Origin of the sequence: Pseudomonas sp. NMI542_15 (genome assembly GCF_021283425.1) — a bacterium.
Lineage (GTDB): Bacteria > Pseudomonadota > Gammaproteobacteria > Pseudomonadales > Pseudomonadaceae > Aquipseudomonas > Aquipseudomonas fortuita.
This window is the reverse complement of record NZ_JAJSRO010000007.1, coordinates 196,861-219,659: the sequence shown is the minus strand read 5'-3', so window position 1 is coordinate 219,659 and position 22,799 is coordinate 196,861. Positions and strand designations below refer to the sequence as shown.

General features: G+C 64.9%; 19 protein-coding genes. 5 read left to right on the top strand and 14 right to left on the bottom strand.

What is annotated here, in order from left to right; translation table 11 throughout:
• Positions 1-43: 43 nt before the first annotated feature.
• The 8 genes from LU684_RS13475 to LU684_RS13440 are packed head-to-tail and all read right to left on the bottom strand — an operon-like array spanning position 44 to position 7,787.
• Positions 44-412, bottom strand: a complete 369-nt coding sequence (locus tag LU684_RS13475; protein WP_016485127.1) for a type II secretion system protein GspI — start codon at positions 410-412, stop codon at positions 44-46.
• Complete coding sequence (gspH, locus tag LU684_RS13470; protein ID WP_232894727.1) at positions 409-846, bottom strand: type II secretion system minor pseudopilin GspH; 438 nt, start codon at positions 844-846, stop codon at positions 409-411. Before gspH ends, LU684_RS13475 begins: the two co-directional genes overlap by 4 nt.
• A 2-nt stretch (positions 847-848) precedes the next feature.
• Positions 849-1,283, bottom strand: a complete 435-nt coding sequence (gspG, locus tag LU684_RS13465; RefSeq protein WP_016485125.1) for a type II secretion system major pseudopilin GspG — start codon at positions 1,281-1,283, stop codon at positions 849-851.
• 17 nt (positions 1,284-1,300) lie between these two features.
• Positions 1,301-2,503 (bottom strand): type II secretion system inner membrane protein GspF, encoded by a 1,203-nt coding sequence (gene gspF / locus LU684_RS13460; RefSeq protein WP_060517569.1) that lies wholly within the window; start codon positions 2,501-2,503, stop codon positions 1,301-1,303.
• Positions 2,504-2,506: 3 nt separating this feature from the next.
• Positions 2,507-3,955, bottom strand: a complete 1,449-nt coding sequence (locus LU684_RS13455; protein WP_232894731.1) for a GspE/PulE family protein — start codon at positions 3,953-3,955, stop codon at positions 2,507-2,509.
• A complete protein-coding gene (gene gspD / locus LU684_RS13450; RefSeq protein WP_232894726.1) occupies positions 3,955-5,721 on the bottom strand; it encodes a type II secretion system secretin GspD in 1,767 nt (588 codons plus the stop codon). Before gspD ends, LU684_RS13455 begins: the two co-directional genes overlap by 1 nt.
• A 3-nt stretch (positions 5,722-5,724) precedes the next feature.
• Positions 5,725-6,150 (bottom strand): pilus assembly protein PilZ, encoded by a 426-nt coding sequence (locus tag LU684_RS13445; protein ID WP_095115761.1) that lies wholly within the window; start codon positions 6,148-6,150, stop codon positions 5,725-5,727.
• A complete protein-coding gene (locus tag LU684_RS13440) occupies positions 6,147-7,787 on the bottom strand; it encodes a lipoprotein UxpA (RefSeq protein ID WP_232894725.1) in 1,641 nt (546 codons plus the stop codon). Before LU684_RS13440 ends, LU684_RS13445 begins: the two co-directional genes overlap by 4 nt.
• Before the next feature lie 223 nt (positions 7,788-8,010).
• On the opposite strand from LU684_RS13440, the gene LU684_RS13435 reads away from it, so the two are divergent.
• The gene (locus LU684_RS13435) at positions 8,011-10,086 is read left to right on the top strand and encodes a PhoX family protein (protein WP_023048691.1); all 2,076 of its coding nucleotides are present in this window, start codon (positions 8,011-8,013) and stop codon (positions 10,084-10,086) included.
• 146 nt (positions 10,087-10,232) lie between these two features.
• Here LU684_RS13435 and gspK read toward each other — a convergent pair whose 3' ends face one another.
• Complete coding sequence (gene gspK, locus LU684_RS13430) at positions 10,233-11,198, bottom strand: type II secretion system minor pseudopilin GspK (RefSeq protein WP_070086996.1); 966 nt, start codon at positions 11,196-11,198, stop codon at positions 10,233-10,235.
• Positions 11,199-11,343: 145 nt separating this feature from the next.
• Here gspK and tatA point away from each other — a divergent pair, with 145 nt between their 5' ends.
• From tatA to tatC, 3 genes are read left to right on the top strand one after another with little or no spacing between them, the layout of a single operon-like run.
• A complete protein-coding gene (gene tatA, locus LU684_RS13425; RefSeq protein ID WP_023049536.1) occupies positions 11,344-11,577 on the top strand; it encodes a twin-arginine translocase TatA/TatE family subunit in 234 nt (77 codons plus the stop codon).
• Positions 11,577-11,867: a Sec-independent protein translocase protein TatB gene (gene tatB / locus LU684_RS13420; RefSeq protein ID WP_070086995.1), complete on the top strand. Its 291-nt coding sequence runs from the start codon at positions 11,577-11,579 to the stop codon at positions 11,865-11,867. Before tatA ends, tatB begins: the two co-directional genes overlap by 1 nt.
• Complete coding sequence (gene tatC / locus LU684_RS13415) at positions 11,864-12,622, top strand: twin-arginine translocase subunit TatC (protein ID WP_232894724.1); 759 nt, start codon at positions 11,864-11,866, stop codon at positions 12,620-12,622. Before tatB ends, tatC begins: the two co-directional genes overlap by 4 nt.
• A gap of 105 nt (positions 12,623-12,727) precedes the next feature.
• Here the strand turns inward: tatC and LU684_RS13410 are convergent, their stop codons facing one another.
• Both LU684_RS13410 and purL read right to left on the bottom strand, forming a co-directional pair.
• Complete coding sequence (locus tag LU684_RS13410) at positions 12,728-13,039, bottom strand: NIF3 1 (protein ID WP_016485114.1); 312 nt, start codon at positions 13,037-13,039, stop codon at positions 12,728-12,730.
• Between the two features lie 3 nt (positions 13,040-13,042).
• Complete coding sequence (gene purL / locus LU684_RS13405; RefSeq protein ID WP_016485113.1) at positions 13,043-16,942, bottom strand: phosphoribosylformylglycinamidine synthase; 3,900 nt, start codon at positions 16,940-16,942, stop codon at positions 13,043-13,045.
• A gap of 557 nt (positions 16,943-17,499) precedes the next feature.
• Between purL and mltF the strand changes: the two genes are divergently transcribed.
• Entirely contained in the window at positions 17,500-18,957 is a 1,458-nt protein-coding gene (mltF, locus tag LU684_RS13400; RefSeq protein WP_016485112.1) for a membrane-bound lytic murein transglycosylase MltF, read from the top strand.
• A gap of 107 nt (positions 18,958-19,064) precedes the next feature.
• Here the strand turns inward: mltF and tadA are convergent, their stop codons facing one another.
• The 3 genes from tadA to guaA all read right to left on the bottom strand — a co-directional run bounded on the left by tadA (position 19,065) and on the right by guaA (position 22,769).
• Positions 19,065-19,544: a tRNA adenosine(34) deaminase TadA gene (gene tadA, locus LU684_RS13395; protein ID WP_023047716.1), complete on the bottom strand. Its 480-nt coding sequence runs from the start codon at positions 19,542-19,544 to the stop codon at positions 19,065-19,067.
• Entirely contained in the window at positions 19,544-20,926 is a 1,383-nt protein-coding gene (locus LU684_RS13390; RefSeq protein WP_232894723.1) for a multicopper oxidase family protein, read from the bottom strand. The genes tadA and LU684_RS13390 overlap by 1 nt, the downstream gene beginning before the upstream one ends.
• 265 nt (positions 20,927-21,191) lie before the next feature.
• Positions 21,192-22,769: a glutamine-hydrolyzing GMP synthase gene (guaA, locus tag LU684_RS13385; RefSeq protein ID WP_016485109.1), complete on the bottom strand. Its 1,578-nt coding sequence runs from the start codon at positions 22,767-22,769 to the stop codon at positions 21,192-21,194.
• Between the last annotated feature and the right edge of the window lie 30 nt (positions 22,770-22,799).

Genomic DNA, 22,799 nt, shown 5'->3' with positions numbered 1-22,799 from the left:
ATGCCTGCACAGAACCTTTGTAGGAGCAGTGGTGGCGAGCTTGTCATGGGCGCTCCAGAAACACGGTGTACTGGCCCAGTGGCACGCGCTGGTCGCGGTCGGCGAACAGTTGCAGTTCGCCACGGCGCAGGTCGCGCACACCAGTGCGGCGCAGTTGCAGTTGCCAATGACACGGCTGGCCACCCTGGCTCAGTTCACCCCTCACCGGGTTGGCGGCAGGCCAGAATTGCTCGACGGCGAAGCGTGTTTGCAGTTCGCGGGCACACAACAGGCCAAGGCGGTGTTGTTGCAGGTTGTGCTGCACGGCCAGGCGCTGACGCAGGACCTGGCTGGTGATCACCGCCAGCACAGCGGCGATCGCCAAGGCCACAGTGACCTCCAGCAAGGTGAAGCCACGCTGGCGTCGCTTCATGGTGCAACCACGACCTGTAAACGGCCATCGCGGCTCCAGGCCCATTGCTGGCTGCCATCGGCCCAGCGCCAGCGCACGCTGCCCGGCTGTGCCCAGCCATGCGGGGTAAACAGCAAGTGGGGCTGCGGGCTGGCGGGCCAGTCCGGGTGCAGGCCCTTGGGCCAGTCGCCCAGCCCGACCGCTTCGACCACCCAGGCATTCCCCTCACGCCGCACGAACTCCGGGCGTCGGCCATTCCAGCGCAGGCCCCGCAGTTGCCCGGCATGCCGGGCCAGCGCGGCCTGGGCGCGAGTTTCGCTGGCCAGGCGTTGCAGGGCCTGATCGACACGGGCCTGGCTACCGCCGAGGCCGACCACTGCCAGGCCTGTCATCAGCCCGGCGATGGCGAGCACCACCAGCAATTCGATCAGGCTGAAGCCCCGCTGACGGCGCACCCTTACAGCGCCCAGTTACCCAGGTCGGCATCCTGGCCTTCGCCGCCTGGCTGGCCATCTGCACCCAGCGAGTACACATCAACCCGGCCATGTTCACCGGGCATGCGGTACTGGTACGGGGTGCCCCACGGGTCTTGCGGCAGGCGTCGCACATAGCCGTCGCTGCGCCAGGCCCGCGGCAGCGGTTCCTGGCTAGGTTTTTTCACCAGTGCGGCCAGGCCCTGCTCGCTGCTGGGGAAGCGCAGGTTGTCCAGCCGGTACATGTCCAGCGCCTGCTCCAGGGTGGCCAGGTCGGCCATTACCTTCTGCTTCATGGCTTTGTCCTGGTTGCCCAGCACGCTGGGTGCAACCACGGCGATCAGCAGGCCGATGATGAAGATCACCACCATGATTTCCATGAGGGTGAAACCGCGCTGGCGGTTACGTCGATGCTGCATGGCAGTGCTCCTTGTATTCACAGTTGCAGGCCCTGGTTGAGTTGCATGATCGGCAGCAGCACCGCCAGCACGATGAACAGCACCACGGCGCCCATCACCAGGATCATCAGGGGTTCGAACAGTGCCATGGCGGTATCCACCTGGCGCGCAAAGCCACGCTCCTGATCGTCGGCCACACGCTCGAGCATGTCGGCCAGGGTGCCGCTGGCCTCGCCGCTGCCGACCATGTTCACCAGCAGCGGCGGGAATTGCTGGCTGGCATCCAGGGCACGGTGCAGGCTGGTGCCGCCCTGCACTTGCTGGCGCACCTGCTCCATGGCCAGGCGTATGCGCCGGTTGCCGACGGTTTCGGTGGCCACTTGCAAGGCTTCGAGCAGGGCCACGCCACTGCCGCTGAGAATCGCCAGGCTGCGCGCCAGGCGTGCGCTTTCCAGCACCTGCAACAGGCTGCCGATACGCGGCAAGCGCAGCAGCAAGTGGTCACGGCGCAGGCACCAGTGCGGCTTGCGCAGCAGCCAGGTGCCAAGCCCACCCGTCAATAGCGCCAACCCCAGCAACCAGGGCCCGGCGTGCACCAGCCCCTGGCTCAGGCCGATCAGCAACGCGGTAATCAGCGGCAGGCTTTGCCCGGCGTGGGCAAACTGTTCGGTGAGCTTGGGCACGACAAAGGTCATCAGGCCGATGACCACGGCAAGCGATACGCCCATCAATACGGTGGGGTAGATCAGCGCAGTACGCGCCTTGTGTTGTTGCCGTTGCACCTGTTCCAGGTGGTCGGCCAGCCGGGTCAGCACCTGTGCCAGGCGTCCGGAGCGTTCGCCGGCCTCGACCAACGCGCAGTACAAGCCAGTGAACGGCGCCCCCTGGCGGGCCAGGCTGCGGGCCAGGCCCAGGCCTTCGGCGAGAGCGCCGCGCAGGGCCACCAGCACACTGTGCAGGGCCGGCTGGCGCAGTTGGCGTTCAAGGGTGGCCAAGGCATCGACCAAGGGGATGCCGGCACCGGTCAGCGTCGCCAATTGACGGGTTAGCTCACACAGTTGGGGCTGGCTCAGACGCTGGCGCCGGGGTTGCCGGTTGCTGATGTCCTGGCGCTGCAACTGGCGGGCAAACAGGCCCTGCTCGCGCAGCAACTGGCGCGCATGGCGTTCGCTGTCAGCCTGCAGGCTGGCCTTGCGGGTCTTGCCGGTGAGGTCCACGGCCAGGTAGCGATAGGTCGGCATGGGTTAGCCCTGCACCACGCGCAGCACTTCGGCCAGGCTGGTCTCGCCACGGGCCAGGCAGTCGCTGGCCATCGCGACCAGGCTCTGCCGGCGTTCGGCCAGGTAATCCTGCATGGCCAGTTCACTGGCGCCGTCATACAGCAAGCCGATCAGCCCGGCATCCAGCTCGATGAATTCGTACAGGCCCACGCGCCCGACATAGCCGCTGCCCTGGCACAGCTCGCAGCCCACCGGGTGGTAGCTGCTACCCAGCGCCGCCAGTTCCGGCCACAGGCCACGCTCGGCATGTTGCAGCGGCTGCGCTACGGCGCAACTGCACAGGCGCCGCACCAGGCGCTGGGCCAGCACCCCACGCAGGCACGAGGCAATCAGGAACGGTTCGATGCCCATGTCGCGCAGGCGGGTCACCGCGCCCACGGCACTGTTGGTGTGCAGGGTGGACAGCACCAGGTGGCCGGTCAGGCTGGCCTGCACGGCGATCTGCGTGGTTTCCTGGTCACGGATTTCGCCGAGCATGATCACGTCCGGGTCCTGGCGCAGAATCGCACGCAGGCCACTGGCAAAGGTCAGCCCCGCACGCGGGTTGATAGCGGTCTGGCCGATGCCGGCGATGGCGTATTCCACCGGGTCCTCGACAGTGAGGATGTTGCGGCTGCCATCGTTGAGGCTGTTGAGGCTGGCGTACAGGGTGGTGGTCTTGCCTGAACCGGTCGGGCCGGTGGACAGCACGATGCCATTGGGGCGGGCCAGGCAGCTGCGCAGGCCTTGCAATACCGAGGGCGGCATACCCAGGTTGCCCAGCGCCAGCAAGCTGGCCTGCTTGTCGAGCACACGCATGACCACGCGCTCGCCATGAATGCCGGGCAGGGTCGAAACCCGCACATCCACCTCACGCCCTGCCGCGCGCAGGGTAATACGGCCGTCCTGGGGCTGGCGCTTCTCGGCGATATCCAGGCGTGCCATGACTTTGATCCGCGACACCAGCATGGCCGACAGCGCACGTGGCGGGCGCAACACTTCGCGCAGGTGGCCATCGACCCGCAGGCGCACCACCAGGCTTTGCTCGAAGGTTTCGATATGGATATCCGAGGCACGCAGGCGCAGGGCCTGGCCGAACAGACCATTGATCAGGCGGATTACCGGGGCTTCGTCATCGCTTTCCAGCAGGTCTTCGATCTGCGGCATCTCGCTCATCAGGCTGTCCAGGTCGACCTGGTCGCCAATGCCTTCGATCAGCGCTTCAGTGGCGCCATCGCCAGCCTGGTACAGCTGGCCGAGGCGCTCATCGAACACGGCAGGTTCCAGGTATTCGAGCCTGCACGGCTGGCCATGCACCCGCAGCAGCTCCTGCACCTGGGCACTGTCGGCGTCGGGCCGCAGCCACAGCTGCCAGCCCTGTTCCGTGGTGGTCATGGCCACCCCGCTCTGCCGCGCCTGGCGATAGGGCAGCATCACCAGGCACCGCCTTCGAGGCGCGCGCGGCTGGAGGGGAATACCTGCAACAGCGGCGTGCCCTCGGCAAGGTCCGGCAGTTGCAATGGCGTGGTCTGCTGCAAGGTGCGGTATTTTTCTTCGCTGAGCCCGGCCAGGCTCGGCCCGTCCCGCAGAATGCGCGGGCGGATGAACACCATCAGGTTCTGCTTGGTGTTTTTGCTGGCATCGGAGCGGAACAGCCGGCCCAGGTAAGGGATGTCACCGAGCAGCGGCACGCGCTGGTTGCTGGTGCTCAACTCGTCGCTGATCAGGCCGCCGAGAATGACCAGGCCATTGTCTTCCACCATGACTTTGGTCTTGATCTCGCGCTTGTTGGTGATGACGTCACTGGCCGCGCTGGACTCGGCGATCGACGACACTTCCTGGACAATGTCCAGGCGCACGCTGTTGTCGATGTTGATCTGCGGCTTGATGCGCAGCTTCACCCCGACTTCTTTGCGCTCGATGGTCTGGTAGGGGTTGGCGTTGTTTTGCGTCACCGAGCCGGTAACGAACGGCACTTCCTGGCCGACCAGGATCGATGCTTCGGCATTGTCCAGGGTCAACAGGGTAGGCGTGGACAGCAGGTTGAAGCCGCTCTTGCCCTTCAGCGCATTGACCAGCATGGCAAAGTTGAACCCGCCGCCGAAATGGCCGATGCCCGCCGTGGCGCCGGTAGTCGCGGACAACAGGTCGCCAAGGGCCTGGTTGTCACCGCCGGCAGCAGCCCCGGCAATGTTGGCGATGTTTACCCCATTGCTGCCGAAATTGACGATGCCGGCCCCGAATTTTTCGTCGGCAAACAGCCATTGCACGCCCAACTCCTGGGCGCTGCTATCGGACACCTCGGCGATGATGGCCTCCACCACGACCTGGGCGCGGCGGATGTCCAGCTGTTCAACGATGGTGCGGTAGGCGGCCAGCTCGCTGTCGGGGCCGACCATGACCACGGCGTTGGTGCCTTCTTCATACTCCAGACGGATGCCCGGGGCACCGGCAGCGGCCATCACCGGCCGGTCCTTGGCCTCGCCTTCGCCCGTGCCTTCAGCCGGCGCCATGCCTTCCTGACCAAGCCCGCGCAGCACCTTGACCACTTCACCTGCGTTGGCGTGCCGCAGGTAGATGACTTGGGTACTGCCGCTGCCGGGTGCTTCCTGAGGGCGGTCAAGCTGGCGCAGCAAGCTGGCGATACGGTCCAGGTTGCTGCGCCAGTCGGTTACCACCAGCTGGTGCGCCGCCGGGTACGGGGTGATCACCCCCACCCGTGGGTCGATCAGCGGTTTGAGGATCCCCAGCACCTGCTCGCTGGCGGCGTTGCGCACATTGAATACCCGAGTTGCCACGCTGTCACTGCCCTCGCCCTGCTGCCCACCCGCCTCCACCGGCACCGGCTCCAGGCGCGCGGCCTGGTCGGGGACAATCTTCACGCTGCCGTTGGGCAGGTCGACGGTGGCGTAGCCCTGGGCGCGCAACTGCGCCAGGAAGATGTCGTAGATGGCATCGGCGTCGTGCAGGTCAACGGTGCGCACGGTGACCTTGCCCTTGACCCGGGGGTCGACGATGAAGGTGGTGCCGGTGATGCGCGACACGCTGTCGATGAATTCGCCCAGTTCGGTGTCGACGAAGTTCACCTCGTACATCGGCGTACCATTTTCATCGAACACTGGCTCTTCGGCGCGGGCCTCAGGCAGGCCTGTGGCCAGGGCCAGGCTCAACACGGCGGCCACGCAGTATCTAACAGGCATCGTTCATCCTTGCCGCTTGAAGCCGGTCACGGCGGGGCGTGGCGGCCAGGGCAAGCGTTCACGCCGCCCCTGGTTGTTGAAAATCAGGCCATCGGTGTCGATGTCCTGCAGCACGATCCCCGGCGCCAGGCGCTGACCGCGGGCCAGGGTGCGCACCTGCTGGCCGTAGCGCAGCACCACTACGCTGGAAGACAGCGGCTGCGCCCTGAGGCCGCCGAGGTAGTGCAATGGCAGGCGGGTAATGGCGATGGCGCCATCGTCGATGGGCGCTTGCCAGTGCCCGACCATCAGCCCGGGCAGCGGGTTGGCGGCGGCCACCGGCGCGATGGCCGGTTGCGGCTGGCGGCTCAGTTGCAGCACGCACTGGGCGGCTAGCCAACCGGCCAGGGTCAGGCCAGCGCCGGTGAAAACGCGCGAGGCCAGCGTCACGAGGCCAACTGCCGTGGGTGCCAGCCCGGATGCCCCTGCACGTAACGCACTTCGGGCAGTGGCAGCGATGCCAACTGCCAGTCGCCACGCTGCCGGGCGAGCCAGGCTTCGACCCGTTGCCACAGGGGTTCGCCGGCCTGGCTTTCAAACTGCAGGCCGAAGGTGCGGCACAGGCCCTGCACTGGCTCCAGCCCAGTGACGCGCTTGCCTTGCGGGCTGTAGCTGACGCGCCAAGCCTGGCTCTGCCAGCGGGGCAGATCCTGGCTGTTGTCCAGCAACAGCGGGTCACCGAACAGCTGCTCTGCCGCGTTCTCCAGCACTTGCTCCACTTGCCGGGCCGGCGCTTCGACCACCGGCGCCGGGTAGCCACCGGTGAGGCTGATCAGGTGTTCGCGTGTGATCGATGCACCTGCGGGCAGCGGGTAGTCGTAACGCAGGCCCGGCAACAGCACGGGCATGCTGCTGTCATCGGCCAAGGCTTGATGCAGCAGGCGGTCCCAGCTACCGCCACGGGTATCGCGGCGCCACAAGGCCTGAGGCGCACGGGCCAGCGGTTGGTCGAGCCACGCCGCATGGCCGGCACGTTGCTGGCGCAGCTCTGCCTGCAATGGCGCGACGCGCAGCTGCGCGGCAGGCGCCAGTTGTTGTTCAAAGGCCGGGAAAAAACGCCCGTCGAAGTGCCACTGCCCGGCCACACGCTGGCAGCGCAGGCGGAACGCACCGCTGCCCCGGCAACCGGCGAACAGCACCGGTACCCGGCGACCACTGGCTTGGGTTACCTCGACGGGCGCCGGCCACAGGTCCTGGCCACGGGCGCACAACAGCACATCGATGTGGGGCACACGCTCGGCCAGCCAAAGGCCGGGGCCGGTGCCGACATCGGCCATGGCCACCACCAGGTCGGCCTCGCGCCGGGCCTGCTCGAAGACCGGCTGAAGTGACTGGTACCACTGTTTGAGAGAGGCTTTCTGGTCTTGGGCGTAGGGGTCGGTCACGCCGACCACGGCAACCCGGGCGCCGCCGCGCTCGAAGACGTGCAAGGCTTCCAGGCCCAGGGCCTGGCGTTGCCCGTCCGCCAGGCCGGCGCCGAGGCTAACTGCACCCGCCTGGCGATACAGCCCTGTGCTGCGTTGTGGCCACAGCACACGCTCGTCACTGCTGACCCGCGCTTCGATACCCAGCAGTTGGCTGCCCTGCACCCCGCTCTCGCCCTGGGTCAGGTAGGCCAGCCCACTGCCGTTCCAGCCCTGGCCATTCTCCAGGGTCAGGCTGTTGCCTGCGCCGGCCTCGCCGCGCAGTTGCTCCAGCAGGGCCGCCAGCACCGCATAGCCGCCGAGCTGGGCTGATGTTGCCTGGCTGGCATCGAGCAGCGGCGCCAGCTGCGGGTAGGCCAGGCTGGCGCTGCTACCGGTCATCCACGGCGCGCGGCCCAGGTGGCTGACCGGCCCCAGGCGGGTGGCTGGCACCACGGCCTGGCCGGGTTGGCGGGCATCGAGGGTATCGGCCACGTACAGCACGTCGAGCCGGGCGTTGCCGCCCTGCTGCCCAGGGAAGGCGGAACAGGCGCCGAGCAGCGGTGCCAATGCCCCGACACCCATCCAGCCGATCACTTCGCGCCTGTGCACACTGCTCGCCATCGCACCCGCCATCCTTTTTCGCACCATTCAGGGCCCCGGATGTTGCGGCGTTGGCATTACAGTTTGATGGCAGAAATCCGACAGCAATTCCAAATTGATCTGTAAGCGCAATTTCTAAGAGCGCGCCGTTTTAAAAGCCCCTTAACATTTCTGCCAATCAATCATCATATTTCCCCCCTAAAGTCGCGGGTTCCTCTAACTCAGCCACTACAAGGACACCCTGATGAGTCGAGATACCGGCGACAACCTGGACCGGAACCACAGCGGCAACATGCCGATGGCCAATGTCATGGACGCCTACCTGAGCCGCCGCAGCGTGATGCGCGGCAGCCTGGGCGCCGCCATCGCCATGATCGCCGGTACCGGCCTGACAGGCTGCTTCGACGGTGGTGGTTCCGATCACGATGATCCGGTCACCGAACCACCGGTGACCGAGCCGCCTGTCACCGAGCCAGAGGTGCCGAAACTGGCACTGGGCTTCCAGTCCATCCCCGGCTCGCGTACCGACGCCTGCGTGGTTGCCGCCGGCTACAGCGCCTACGTGCTGGCGCCCTGGGGCACGCCACTGAACAGCAACGCCAACCCATGGAAGCCCGACGGCAGCAACACCTCGACCGACCAGGCCAACGCCATGGGCATGCACCATGACGGCATGCACTTCTTCCCTATCAACGGCAGCTCGGAAGACGGCCTGCTGGCGATCAACTTCGAGTACATCGACACCGCCGCCCTGCACCCGGCCGGCCCGACCACCGATGTCAACGGCAAGCGCCCGGTCGAGGAGGTGCGCAAGGAAATCAATGCCCATGGCGCTGGCGTGGTACGCCTGCAGAAAGTCAGCGGCCGCTGGCAAGTGGTCGACAACGACCCGTTGAACCGCCGCTTCACCACGGCTTCGCGCATGGAAATCACCGGCCCGCTGCGCGGCACCGACCACGTCAAGACCAAATACTCCACCGCCGGTACCCACTGCCGCGGTACCAACAACAACTGCGGCAACGGCTATACCCCGTGGGGCACCTACCTGACCTGTGAAGAGAACTGGCCGGGCATCTTCGTCAACAAGGGCACCCGCCCCGAAGACCAGCGCCGCATTGGCGTAGGCACCTCCAGCGGCCAGTACAAGTGGGAAAGCGCTGCCGGTGACAGCACTGAAGTGGCTGACGAATTCGCCCGTTTCGATGTGACCGTCAAGGGCGCCAGCGCTACCGACGACTACCGCAACGAAGCCAGCACCTACGGCTATATCGTCGAGATCGACCCGTACAACAGCAGCACCCTGGCCACCAAGCGCACCGCCCTGGGCCGTTTCCGCCACGAGGGCTGCGCACCAGGCCTGCCTGTCGCCGGCAAGCCGCTGGTGTGGTACATGGGTGACGACTCGAACAATGAGTACCTGTACAAGTGGGTGTCCACCGCCGTGTGGGATGCCGCCGACGCCACTCCGGCGGACCGCCTGGCCACCGGCGCCAAGTACCTGGACCAGGGCAAACTCTACGTGGCCCGCTTCAATGCCGATGGCACCGGTGTATGGCTGCTGCTGGATGTGGCCACTGCCACCACGGGCGGTAGCACCTTGGGTGCGCTGTATGGTGACCTGCCGGGCATCATCCTCAACACCCGGGGTGCCGGCGATGCCGTGGGTGCAACACCGATGGACCGCCCGGAATGGACCACGGTCAACCCGCTGAATGGCGATGTGTACCTGACCCTGACCAACAACAGCGCGCGCACCCCGGAGAAGGTCGATGCGGCCAACCCGCGCGGCCCGAACCGCCACGGCCATATCATTCGCTGGCATGACAGCGACGACCAGTTGAGCTTTACCTGGGACATCTTCGTGTTCGGCGCCAACGCGGCCGGTACCGCCGACATCAACCGCTCCGGCCTGACCGAACTGAACCAGTTCGCCAGCCCCGACGGCATGAGTTTCGATAGCCGTGGCGTGTTGTGGTTCGAGACCGACAACGGCGAGAGCACCCTCACCGATTACACCAACGACCAACTGCTGGCGGTGATCCCTACCGACCTGGTGGACGCCACCGGCAAGCAGGTGCCGGTGAACGCACAGAACCAGGTGGACCTGCGCCGCTTCTTCGTTGGGCCGAATGACTGCGAAGTGACCGGGATTGCCTTTACCCCGGACAACAAGACCTTGTTCGTGAACATTCAGCACCCGGGGAACTGGCCGTATACCGACAAGGCGATCGATGCTGCGCCGGCCGGAACCAAGGTAAGGCCGCGGGCTTCGACGGTGGTGATTCAGCGGATTGATGGCGGGGAGATCGGGACTGCCTGATCGAGCTGTTTACGGGCCCGCTTTGCGGCCCTTTCGTCGGCAAGCCAGCTCCCACAGCGATATCACAGGCCATGAATGCCTTGGTTTCCTGGGGGAGCTGGCTTGCCGGCGAAAGGACTGCAAAGCAGCCCCGGCAATATCGAGCCCTACCAGGCCATCGGCTCCCGGCTACGCACCCGCACCTGCTGCGCCGGCACCCGGGCATGCCATTGCACCACTCCCAGCGCCTCCACCTGAAACTCGCTGCGTATCACCCGCCCCTCTTCCTCGAACGACAGCTGCAGCAGGAAGTACCCGCTGTTGAGCAGCAAACCCTCACTCAGCCGTTCAAACGTTTCGTCATCCACCGCCCCTAGCGCCTGGCGCAACGCGGCCGCATCCACATACCCCGACGCCGGCCGCCCGCTGATGATGCGGCTGAGCAGCGACCGCGAATAGCGCCCTTCGTACAGCGCTTCCAGCAACGGGAGGTGCTCCAGCCCGAGCGCATTGGCGTTCAGACGCCAGCCGGTGATCTCGGGCAAGGCGCACAGCATCGGATAACGCGCTTGGCGGCTGGCGTCCGGCTCCAGCAACAGGTTCAGTTCGCTGGTGTCGAGCATCGGCTGGTTGGCCGCCAGGCGCGGCGGTTGCTGGCGCAGGTACTGGGCACTTTCGGCGCCCTGCAGGCGGGTGTCGCTGTCGGCGTCGAGCCAGTCGGCCAGCGCATCGACCAGGCGTTCGGCGGCCATGTCGTCGCCCAGCAGGTGACGCAATTGGCGCTCGGCGCGCTCGCCATCGGCACCCAGCAGCGCATTGACGTTGAAGCAGGTGTGCTGGTCGCGCACCCGCAGCTGCGCCTGCCCGGCGCCAAAGTCGTAATTCAGCGGCTGCCCCCGCAAGGCCTGCCAGAACAGCGGGCTAAGCCGCCAGGCGGGGTCGCGCAGAGCCTGCTCGGCATAGGCCAGGCCGGCCTGCTCCATAGCCCGCACCTGTATGCGCTGGTGCAGCAGGCGCACTTCATCCACCTGGCGCCGGCCATCTTCCACCAACCAGGCCATGCCCGCCGCCAGCATTGCCAGCACCACCATCACCATCAGCAGGGCCGCACCCTGCTGTTGCCTGCCACCCATCCGTGCGTGCCTCGCTCGCAGAATAAAGACGCCAGTCAACACGCGGTGTGTTGCAGGTAGATGGCAATGCCAGTCCGTCATCTGCGCGTCATCTGCACGAGGCAGGATTGCCCTTCCTTTTCATGACCTTACAGGAGTGGTGGCAATGGGTGGCATTGGAATCTGGCAACTGGTGATCGTACTGCTGATCGTATTCCTGCTGTTTGGTACCAAGCGCCTCAAGGGCCTGGGCAGCGATGTGGGCGAGGCGATCCAGGGTTTTCGCAAGTCCATGGGCGGCGACACTGACGCCAGCGCAACTGGCCAGGCGCAGGTTCAGCAACAGGCCCCGCTGACCGGCCAAGCCGCGCAGCAGCCTCAAGCGGACCGTCAGGCCTGATGTTCGAGGTAGGCTTCAGCGAGCTGCTGCTGGTGGGCGTCGTCGCGCTGCTGGTGCTGGGCCCGGAGCGCCTGCCGGTTGCAGCGCGCACCCTCGGGCGCGGCCTGGGCCAGGCACGCCGGGCCATGTACGCCTTGCGCACGCAGGTAGAACGCGAAATCGAGTTGCCCAACCTCGACAGCGCACCGCTGCAGCGCCTGGAACAGGAAATACGCCAGGGCATCAGCCTGAACACGGTGCCGGCCAATGATGCCACCACGGTCGCCGCCCCCAAGGAAAACGCCTCATGAGTATTGCCATGGACCCGACAGCCAGCATGCCGCTGACCGAACACCTGCGGGACCTGCGCAAACGCCTGGTGCGTTGCCTGGCACTGGTGGCCCTGGTATTCGCCGGCCTGTTCCCCTTCGCCCAGACGTGGTACACGCTCATCTCCGAACCGCTGCGGCGCTTTTTGCCGGAAGGCGCCAGCATGATCGCCACCAGCGTCACCTCGCCGTTTCTGACGCCGTTCAAGCTGACCGCAATGTGCGCACTGTTCATCGCCATGCCGCTGCTACTGCACCAGGCATGGGGCTTTCTGGCACCGGGGCTGTACCGCCGTGAGCGGCGCATTGCCCTGCCACTGCTGGTGTCGAGCATCGTGCTGTTCTATGCCGGCATGGCGTTCGCGTTCTTCCTGGTATTCCCGATGATGTTCGGTTTCTTTGCCAGCGTGACGCCGGACGGTGTGGCGATGATGACCGATATCAGCCAGTACCTGGACTTTATCCTGGCGCTGTTCCTGGCATTCGGGCTGGCGTTCGAGATCCCGGTGGCAACGTTCATCGTTGTCTGGGTGGGGTTGGCGGATGTGGCCACATTGCGGCGCAGCAGGCCCTACGTGATCGTCGGGTGCTTTGTGATGGGGATGATTTTGACGCCACCGGATGTGTTTTCGCAGACGATGCTGGCGGTGCCGATGTGGGTGCTGTTCGAGGTGGGGTTGCTGGCGTGTGGAATGTTGAAGCAGCCTGAACAAGGCAAGGAGATGGTGGCTGACTGACAGGGCCCTATCGCCGGCAAGCCAGCGCCCACAGGGATATCACAGGATCTGAAAAGGGTGATATCCCTGTGGGCGCTGGCTCGCCAACGATGGCCTTGATGCGGTCTAGAACTCGGCGAGCCGCCAGACCTCATAGGCTGGCGTCTCGTACGGGTGGCTTTGCTTCAGCGCTGCGACAGCCTGGGCAATCAGCTCGTCAGCCACCACCAGCTCTACCTTCCACTCCTCCACCACCTCGACCTGACCGGCTTGCCCGAGGAACGGCTGGCTGCCGTCCAACGGGCGGAACTGGCCCTGGCCCAAGGTTTGCCAGGCGCAGTGGTCATAGTCGCCGATGCGCCCGCCACCAGCAGCGAACACAGCGGCCTTGACCACCTCGACATGGCTGGCGGGGACAAAGAAGGCGAGCTTGTACACGCCTTAGTTCACCCACACCCGCGCGTTGCGGAACATACGCATCAGCGCGGCATCTTCCTGCCACTCATCCGGGCGCCAGGAGTTCTGCACGGCGCGGAACACGCGCTCCGGGTGCGGCATCATGATGGTCACGCGGCCGTCGCGGCTGGTCAGGCCGGTGATACCACGCGGCGAGCCGTTCGGGTTGGCCGGGTAGGCTTCGGTGACCTTGCCGTGGTTGTCGACGTAGCGCAGGGCCACACAACCGGACAGGTCGGCTTCCAGCAGTGCCGCTTCATTGGCGAACTCGGCATGGCCTTCACCGTGAGCGATGGCGATCGGCATGCGCGAACCGGCCATGCCCTGCAGGAAGATCGAGTTGGACTTCTGCACCTCGACCATGGCAACGCGAGCCTCGAACTGCTCCGAGCGGTTACGCACGAAGTGCGGCCAGTACTCGGTGCCCGGGATCAGCTCGTGCAGGTTGGACATCATCTGGCAACCGTTGCACACGCCCAGGGCGAAGCTGTCGGTACGCTCGAAGAAGGCCTGGAACGCATCACGGGCACGGGCGTTGAACAGCGCCGACTTGGCCCAGCCTTCACCGGCACCCAGCACGTCACCGTAAGAGAAGCCACCGCAGGCGACCAGGCCCTTGAAGGCCTCGAAGTCGACACGGCCCGCCAGGATATCGCTCATGTGCACGTCGATGGCGGCGAAGCCGGCACGGTCGAAGGCAGCGGCCATCTCGACCTGGCCGTTGACGCCCTGCTCGCGCAGGATGGCCACTTGCGGGCGCACGCCCTTCTTGATGTACGGCGCAGCGATGTCGTCGTTGACGTCGAAGCCCAGCTTGACCGACAGGCCTGGGTTGTCTTCCTCGAGCAGCAGGTCGAATTCCTGGTCGGCGCAGTCAGCGTTGTCGCGCAGGCGCTGGATCTGGTAGCTGGTCTCGGCCCACTGACGCTGCAGCATGCGACGGTCGTCGTCGAACAGCACTTCGCCGTTCAGGCTGATGGACACTTCGGCGTTGTTGACCGGCTTGCCGATCACCGCGACGCACTCCTCGCCCAGGCCAGCCGCGCTGAACTGCGCCAGCACGTCCGGGGTGGCATCCTGGCGAACCTGGATAACCGCACCCAGCTCTTCGTTGAAGAGGATGGCCGGTACGTCTTTACGGTTGTCAGTCAGTGGGTCGAGTTGCAGGTCCAGGCCGCAGTGGCCGGCGAAGGCCATTTCCAGCACGGTGGTGATCAGGCCGCCGTCGGAGCGGTCGTGGTAGGCCAGCAGGTGGCCGTCGGCGTTCAGCCCCTGGATCACGGCAAAGAAGGCCTTGAGGTCTTCGGCGTCGTCCACGTCCGGTGCCTGGGCAGCAATCTTGCCGTAGGTCTGCGCCAGGATCGAGGCGCCCATGCGGTTCTTGCCACGGCCCAGGTCGATCAGGATCAGGTCGGTCTCGCCCTTGTCCATGCGCAGTTCAGGGGTCAGGGTCTTGCGAATGTCGGTGACCGGGGCGAAGCCGGTGATGATCAGCGACATTGGCGAGGTGACGCTCTTCTCGCCACCCTCATCGCTCCACTTGGTCTTCATCGACATCGAGTCTTTGCCGACCGGAATGGTAATGCCCAGCTCCGGGCACAGCTCCATGCCGACAGCCTTGACGGTGTCGTACAGGCGGGCATCTTCACCCGGGTGACCGGCGGCGGACATCCAGTTGGCCGACAGTTTGATGTCGGACAGTTTCTCGATGCGCGAAGCCGCCAGGTTGGTCAGGGTTTCACCGATGGCCATGCGCCCGGACGCCGGGGCATCCAGCAGCGCCAGCGGGGTGCGCTCGCCCATGGCCATGGCTTCACCGGTGTAGACGTCGAAGCTGGTGGCGGTGACGGCGCAGTCAGCGACCGGTACCTGCCACGGGCCGACCATCTGGTCGCGGGCAACCAGGCCGGTGATGGTACGGTCGCCAATGGTGATCAGGAAGCTCTTGCTGGCCACGGCCGGGTGGTTCAACACGCGCTGCACGGCATTGTCCAGGTCCAGCTCGCTCGGGTCGAAGTCATCGCCCAGCTCGGCCTCGCGGGTAACCGAGCGGTGCATGCGCGGCGGCTTGCCCAGCAGCACGTCCAGCGGCATGTCCACAGGCGTGTTGCCGAAGTGGCTGTCGCTTACGGTCAGGTGCGGCTCTTCGGTTGCTTCACCGACCACGGCAAACGGGCAACGCTCACGCTCGCAGATGGCCTGGAAACGCTCGAAGTCGACCGCGCTGACGGCCAGCACGTAACGCTCTTGCGATTCGTTGCTCCAGATTTCGTGCGGGGCCATGCCCGGCTCGTCATTGGGCACGTTACGCAGCTCGAAGCGGCCACCACGGCCACCGTCGTTGACCAGCTCGGGGAAAGCGTTGGAGATACCGCCCGCGCCCACGTCGTGGATGAAGGCGATCGGGTTGTTGTCACCCAGCTGCCAGCAGCGGTCGATGACCTCTTGGCAACGGCGCTCCATTTCCGGGTTTTCGCGCTGTACCGAGGCAAAGTCCAGGTCAGCCGAGCTGGCACCGGTAGCCACCGACGAAGCGGCGCCGCCACCCAGGCCGATCAGCATGGCCGGGCCGCCGAGCACGATCAGCTTGGCGCCGACGGTGATCTCGCCCTTCTGCACGTGGTCTTCACGGATGTTGCCCATACCACCGGCCAGCATGATCGGCTTGTGGTAGCCGCGCACTTCTTCACCGTGCGGGGTATTGATGGCCTGCTCGAAGGTACGGAAGTAACCGGTCAGGGCCGGGCGACCGAATTCGTTGTTGAACGCGGCGCCACCCAGCGGGCCTTCGATCATGATGTCGAGGGCGTCGACGATACGCTCAGGCTTGCCGTAGGCCTGCTCCCAAGGCTGTTCGAAGCCCGGAATGCGCAGGTTGGACACGGTGAAGCCGGTCAGGCCCGCCTTGGGCTTGGCGCCGCGGCCGGTAGCACCTTCATCGCGGATTTCGCCACCGGAGCCGGTGGAGGCGCCGGAGAACGGGGCGATGGCAGTCGGGTGGTTGTGGGTTTCCACCTTCATCAGGATGTGCACCGGCTCCTGCACCGCGCCGTACTGGCGGGTTTCAGGGTTCGGGAAGAAGCGGCCGGCCACGTTACCGACGATGACCGAGGCGTTGTCCTTGTACGCAGACAGCACGCCTTCGCTGTGCATCTGGTAGGTGTTCTTGATCATGCCGAACAGGCTTTTTTCCTGAGCCTGGCCGTCGATGTCCCAACTGGCGTTGAAGATCTTGTGGCGGCAGTGCTCGGAGTTGGCCTGGGCGAACATCATCAGTTCGATGTCGTTCGGGTTGCGCTTGAGCCCCTGGAAGGCAGCGACCAGGTAGTCGATCTCGTCTTCGGCAAGGGCCAGGCCCAGGTCGATGTTGGCCTGGGCCAGGGCGTCACGGCCACCGGCCAGGATGTCCACCGAGGTCATCGGCTTGGGCTGGGCGTGGCTGAACAGGTCGGACGCCTGCTCCAGCTGGCCGAGCACGCGCTGGGTCATGCGGTCGTGCAGTTCGGCAGCAATCAACGCGGCATCAGCGTCGCTCAGGGTGCCGGCAACGTAGTAGGCGATGCCGCGCTCCAGGCGCTGGATCGACTGCAGGCCGCAGTTGTGGGCGATGTCGCTGGCCTTGCTGGCCCACGGCGAAATGGTGCCCAGGCGCGGCACGACCAGGAACAGGCGGCCAGTCGGCTCCTGTACCGGCACGCTCGGGCCGTACTTGAGCAGACGGCCCAGCACCTGCTGCTGGTCGGCGGTCAGCTCGCCATCGACATCGGCGAAGTGGGCAAATTCGGCATACAAACCAGTAACAGCGGGGACTTTCTGGCTCAGTTGCTCGAGTAATTTACCGTGGCGAAAGGCAGAAAGGGCAGGAGCGCCGCGCAGGATCAACATCGTCGGGACAGCCTCAGGAAGGGGTGTGCTTAGAGGCCGTGCATTCTAGCCTACTTCGATGGTTTTCGGCACCCGCTCTAAGCCACGGCTGCCGGGCGGCGTAACCGGACTTTCGGGTCAGAATTTGAAGTGCTCGCCTTGAGAGGTTTGTCGCGTGGAAGATCGAGCGCCGCCCGCGCGGCGCTTCGCGGGGCAAGCCCGCTCCCACATTTGTTTCGGGCCAATCATTCCTGAACCATTGGCGCGCGGGCCCTTGTTTGCTCCATTCGATATCGCGTGTTGCGCTGATGCTTTTCATCCCTTTCCAGCCATGCACCCAGGGTGCGCGCGCCAATGGAGGCAGGAGAAACTGGCCCGAAACAAATGTGGGAGCGGGCTTGCCCCGCGAAGCGCCGCGCGGGCGGCGCTCGATCTCACAGGCGCAACACCTCCCAAGGCCAGCACCTGGGGGCCCCAACGCAATCCTCCGCCACGCCCCACAACACATAAACCGCTACCAGACAAGCTAACCGTTGTCGAGATATGGCTGAACCGGTCCTTTGCGTATACTGCAACCTATGTTCGCCCACACTGCTTTGCGCCAGCGTTGCGCCAAATGGCTTCTCGCAACCGGACTCTTTCTGCTGCTCGGTGCCTGCGTTGAAAAACCCAGCACCCTCGAGCGCGTGAAGGAGGATGGCGTGCTGCGCGTGATCACCCGCAACAGCCCGGCCACCTACTTCCAGGATCGCAACGGCGAAACCGGTTTCGAATACGAGCTGGTCAAGCATTTCGCCGACGATCTCGGTGTGAAACTGGAGATCGAGACTGCCGACAACCTCGATGAGCTGTTCGACGACCTCGGCAAACCCTCCGGCCCGGTGCTGGCTGCAGCCGGCCTGGTCAGCAGCGAACGGCGCACCGCCCAGGCGAAATTCTCGCACCCTTATCTGGAAGTGACCCCACAGGTCATCTACCGCAACGGCCGGCCCCGCCCAACCAACGCCAAGGGCCTGGTCGGCAAGAAGATCATGGTGCTCAAAGGCAGCAGCCATGCCGACCTGCTGGCCGAGCTGAAAAAGCAGAACCCCGGCCTTGAATATGAAGAGTCGGATGCGGTGGAGGTGGTCGACCTGCTGCGCATGGTCGACGAAGGGCAGATCGACCTGACCCTGGTCGACTCCAACGAGCTGGCGATGAACCAGGTGTACTTCCCCAACGTGCGCGTGGCCTTCGACGTGGGCGACACCCGCGACCAGCGCTGGGCAGTGGCAGCGGGCGAAGACAACAGCCTGCTCAACGAGATCAACGAATTTCTCGACAAGGCACAGAAGAACGGCACCCTGCAACGCCTGAAAGACCGTTATTACGGCCATGTCGACGTATTAGGTTATGTGGGTGCCTACACCTTCGCCCAGCACCTGCAACAGCGCCTGCCCAAGTACGAAAAGCACTTCAAGAGCTACGCCAAGGTCGAGCAGGTGGACTGGCGTCTGCTGGCCGCCATCGGCTATCAGGAATCGATGTGGCAGCCGGAGGTCACCTCCAAGACCGGTGTTCGCGGCCTGATGATGCTGACCCAGCGCACCGCCCAGGCCATGGGTGTGTCCAACCGGCTGGACCCGAAACAGAGCATCCAGGGTGGTGCCAAGTATTTCATGAAGATCAAGGCCGAGCTGGACGACAGTATCCAGGAGCCGGACCGCACCTGGTTCGCCCTGGCTGCCTATAACGTCGGCAGTGGCCACCTGGAAGACGCCCGTACCCTGGCCAAGCGCGAGAAGCTCAACCCGAACAAGTGGCTGGACGTGAAGAAGATGCTGCCGCGCCTGTCGCAGAAGCAGTGGTATCGGCAGACCAAATACGGTTATGCCCGTGGCGGCGAGCCGGTGCACTTCGTGGCCAACATCCGCCGCTACTACGACATCCTTACCTGGGTGACCCAGCCGCAACTGGAAGGCCAGGTGGCCGAAGGCAACCTGCATGTGCCCGGGGTCAACAAGACCAAGCCGGCAGAACAGTCGCCGCCGATGTAGGCACCATCGCCCTCAGGCCAATAGATTTCCTGCAGGAGCAGCCTTGCGCTGCGAAGAGGCCGGTATAGCCACAAAGAATCTATTGCCATGCGGGCCTTTCTGGAACGCTAGGTCTTGGCCCGGCGGGCCTTGAAGAAATCGCTGAGGATCTGCCCACACTCCTGCGCCAGCACCCCGCCCTCCACCATCACCCGATGGTTGAGGAAGCCTTGGCCGAAGAACTGCCCCTGGCTCTGCACAATGCCTGCCTTGGGCTCCAGCGCGCCAAATACTACCCGCATCACCCGCGAATGCACGATCAGCCCTGCACACATGCTGCACGGTTCCAGGGTCACATACAGGGTGCTGCCGGGCAGCCGGTAATTACTGGCTGTTTTCGCCGCTGCGCGGATGGCCACCATCTCGGCATGCGCGCTGGGGTCGCTGTCGATGATCGGCCGGTTGAACCCCTGGCCGATCACCTGCCCATGCTGCACCAGCACCGCGCCCACCGGCACCTCGCCGAGGGCCGCGCCCTCGGCCGCCAGGGCCAGGGCCAACTGCATGAACTCCTGGTCACGGCTGCGATCGATGATCTGCGGGCGCATCAGACCACCGCAATCGCGGCCATCAGGCCGGTTTCCATGTGGTCGATGACGTGGCAGTGGAACATCCAGGTACCCGGGTTATCCGCCACCAGCGCTACCTGGGCGCGCTCGTTCTTGCCCAGCAGGTAGGTGTCGGTGAACCACGGCTCTTTTATGTCGTGACGGTTGGAGGCGATCACCTTGAAGCTCATGCCGTGCAGGTGGATCGGGTGCTGGTACTGGGTCATGTTCTTGAGCTCGAAGATGTAGCTCTTGCCCTTTTTCAACGTGGCGATGGGGCGGTCGGCGCAGGTCTTGTCGGTGATATCCCAGGCCTGGCCGTTGATCTGCCACATGCTCGACGGTTTGTCCGTGTCGGGGGTGACAGAGACGCTGGCCGCCCACTCGAAATTGAAGTTGAGCTTTTCGGCATTCTCCAGGTCAGGCTCGGCGATCGGGTTGGGCGGCAGCGCTGGCGGCCAGCCACCCGCGGCGTCGTTACTGGGCACTGAACGCAGTGTACCCAGGCGCACGAAACCGTCGCGCAGGGAGATTTCTTCACCCGCTTCGGGAATACGTATGGCCAGACAGATGCGCATGCCGGGGCCGAGCCAGTACTCATCCTCCAGCGGCCGCGGGGTCACCGGGTTGCCGTCGAGCGCGTAGATTTTCGCCTCGCAGTTGCCCTTGAGGTTGAGCCGGTAGGTCCAGGTGTTGTCCAGGTTCAGCAGGCGCACCCGCACCACCTGGCCGGCCGGCAGCTCGGTGACCGAGTCGGCCTGGCCGTTGATGGTGATCAGCCGCCCAGCCGTACCGTTACGCGCCGCCTCGCGAGGGATGCTGAAAGGCAGCCAGGCACCCTGCTCGTCCACATGCCAGTTCTTCAGGCTCAACGTGCGCTCATGCTGGAACCCTGTAGGTTCGCGCTCCTCGACGATCAACGGGCCGACCAGGCCGCGGCCCAGCTCTTCGGAGCTGCTGACATGCGGGTGGTACCAGTAGCTGCCGGCGTCCGGCACGCGGAACTTGTAGTCGAAGTACTCGCCTGGCTTGACCGGCAGTTGCGACACGTAGGGCACGCCGTCCATTTCCAGCGGCAGGCGAATGCCATGCCAGTGGATGGTGGTTTCCACCGGCAGGTGGTTGATAAAGCGTACCCGCAGCCAGGTACCCTGGCGCACACGCAGCTCGGTGCCCGGTGCCGACGGGCCGAAGGCCCAGGCCTCGGTCTTGAAGCCCGGCACCAGTTCGACGTCCAGCGGCGCCGCGATCAGCTCGTAATCATGCCCGGCGTTGTCATCTTCGACCTTGCCCAGCCAGTAACGCACCGCGCCACCGGCGCCCAGGCCAACCACAACCAGGCCGGTCAGGCCTTTGAGCATTTGTCGACGGGTGAAGGACATCGGTGCGGGTACCTCGTGTTCGGCGCAATCAAGCTGCCAGCAGTGGCTGGCAATGAAGGGCGAATACGATACACCTGCAAATGCGAAAGATTAAGTGAAGTCTTGTTTTGCCTGGGCTGGCCTCTTCGCGGGTAAACCCGCTGCCACAGGGACCGCACAGTGATTGAGGCTTGTGCAGCACTTTGTGGGGGCGGTTTTACCGCGAAGGGGCCGGGACAGGCGACAGATACAACAAGGGCGCCTTGCGGCGCCCTTGTGGCTCAACTTATTCCCACTCGATGGTGGCCGGCGGCTTGCTCGACACGTCGTAGGTAACGCGCGAGATACCGTCGATTTCGTTGATGATACGGCCGCTGACAGTTTCCAGCAGCTCGTATGGCAGGTGTGCCCAACGCGCGGTCATGAAGTCCACGGTTTCGACGGCACGCAGGGCCACGACCCAGGCGTAGCGACGGCCGTCGCCAACAACGCCCACCGATTTGACCGGCTGGAACACCACGAATGCCTGGCTGGTCTTGTGGTACCAGTCGGCCTTGCGCAGTTCTTCGATGAAGATGTGGTCGGCGCGACGCAGGATGTCGGCGTATTCCTTCTTCACTTCACCAAGGATACGCACGCCCAGGCCCGGGCCCGGGAACGGGTGGCGATAGACCATGTCGTACGGCAGGCCCAGTTCCAGGCCAATCTTGCGCACTTCGTCCTTGAACAGCTCACGCAGCGGCTCGACCAGCTTGAGGTTCATTTCCTCCGGCAGGCCACCCACGTTGTGGTGCGACTTGATCACGTGGGCCTTGCCGCTCTTGGCGCCAGCCGACTCGATCACGTCCGGGTAGATGGTGCCTTGGGCGAGGAACTGGATGTTATCCAGCTTGCTGGCTTCGGCGTCGAAGACGTCGATGAAGGTGCGGCCGATGATCTTGCGCTTCTTCTCCGGGTCGGCTTCGCCTTCCAGGTTGTCGAGGAACTGCTTTTCAGCGTCGGCGCGGATCACCTTGACGCCCATGTTCTCTTTGAACATGGCCATCACCTGGTCGCCTTCGTGCAGGCGCAGCAGGCCGTTGTCGACGAATACGCAAGTCAGCTGGTCGCCGATGGCGCGGTGCAGCAGTGCAGCAACCACCGAGCTGTCAACGCCGCCGGACAGGCCCAGCAGGACGTTGGCCGAACCGACTTGCGCACGCACCTGGGCGATGGCGTCTTCAACGATGTTGGAGGCGGTCCACAGGGCTTCACAGCCGCAAATGTCCTGCACGAAACGGGACAGGATGCGACCGCCCTGCTTGGTGTGGGTCACTTCCGGGTGGAACTGCACGCCGTAGTAGCCGCGAGAATCGTCGAACATGCCGGCGATCGGGCAGCTCGGGGTGCTGGCCAGTACATGGAAGTTGCCGGGCATCTGGGTGACCTTGTCACCGTGGCTCATCCATACATCAAGGCCCAGCACGCCATCGGCGTCAACGTGGTCTTCGATGCCGTCGAGCAGGCGGCTCTTGCCGACCACGTCCACGCGGGCATAACCGAACTCACGCAGGTCGGAACCTTCAACCTTGCCGCCCATCTGCTCGGCCATGGTCTGCATGCCGTAGCAGATGCCCAGCACGGGTACGTTCAGGTCGAACACGGCCTGCGGCGCGCGCGGGCTGTTGGCTTCGTGGACCGACTCGGGGCCGCCGGCGAGGATGATGCCGCGCGGGTTGAATTCGCGGATCGCTTCATCGTCCATGTCGAACGGGTGCAGTTCGCAGTACACGCCGATTTCGCGCACGCGGCGGGCGATCAGCTGGGTGTACTGGGAACCGAAATCGAGGATCAGGATGCGGTGAGCGTGAATGTCGAGGGCCATGACTCAATCTCGTCAGTGGAAATCGGAAAC

Excerpts from the sequence above, each read along its gene's own strand:
- LU684_RS13455 (WP_232894731.1), bottom strand. The coding sequence starts at position 3,955 with ATGCTGCCCTATCGCCAGGCGCGGCAGAGCGGGGTGGCCATGACCACC.
- guaA (WP_016485109.1), bottom strand. The coding sequence starts at position 22,769 with ATGGCCCTCGACATTCACGCTCACCGCATCCTGATCCTCGATTTCGGT.
- LU684_RS13435 (WP_023048691.1), top strand. The coding sequence starts at position 8,011 with ATGAGTCGAGATACCGGCGACAACCTGGACCGGAACCACAGCGGCAAC.
- tatB (WP_070086995.1), top strand. The coding sequence starts at position 11,577 with ATGTTCGAGGTAGGCTTCAGCGAGCTGCTGCTGGTGGGCGTCGTCGCG.
- LU684_RS13390 (WP_232894723.1), bottom strand. The coding sequence starts at position 20,926 with ATGTCCTTCACCCGTCGACAAATGCTCAAAGGCCTGACCGGCCTGGTT.
- gspD (WP_232894726.1), bottom strand. The coding sequence starts at position 5,721 with ATGCCTGTTAGATACTGCGTGGCCGCCGTGTTGAGCCTGGCCCTGGCC.
- tatA (WP_023049536.1), top strand. The coding sequence starts at position 11,344 with ATGGGTGGCATTGGAATCTGGCAACTGGTGATCGTACTGCTGATCGTA.
- LU684_RS13440 (WP_232894725.1), bottom strand. The coding sequence starts at position 7,787 with ATGGCGAGCAGTGTGCACAGGCGCGAAGTGATCGGCTGGATGGGTGTC.
- tatC (WP_232894724.1), top strand. The coding sequence starts at position 11,864 with ATGAGTATTGCCATGGACCCGACAGCCAGCATGCCGCTGACCGAACAC.
- purL (WP_016485113.1), bottom strand. The coding sequence starts at position 16,942 with ATGTTGATCCTGCGCGGCGCTCCTGCCCTTTCTGCCTTTCGCCACGGT.
- mltF (WP_016485112.1), top strand. The coding sequence starts at position 17,500 with ATGTTCGCCCACACTGCTTTGCGCCAGCGTTGCGCCAAATGGCTTCTC.
- tadA (WP_023047716.1), bottom strand. The coding sequence starts at position 19,544 with ATGCGCCCGCAGATCATCGATCGCAGCCGTGACCAGGAGTTCATGCAG.
- LU684_RS13475 (WP_016485127.1), bottom strand. The coding sequence starts at position 412 with ATGAAGCGACGCCAGCGTGGCTTCACCTTGCTGGAGGTCACTGTGGCC.
- gspK (WP_070086996.1), bottom strand. The coding sequence starts at position 11,198 with ATGGGTGGCAGGCAACAGCAGGGTGCGGCCCTGCTGATGGTGATGGTG.
- gspF (WP_060517569.1), bottom strand. The coding sequence starts at position 2,503 with ATGCCGACCTATCGCTACCTGGCCGTGGACCTCACCGGCAAGACCCGC.
- gspG (WP_016485125.1), bottom strand. The coding sequence starts at position 1,283 with ATGCAGCATCGACGTAACCGCCAGCGCGGTTTCACCCTCATGGAAATC.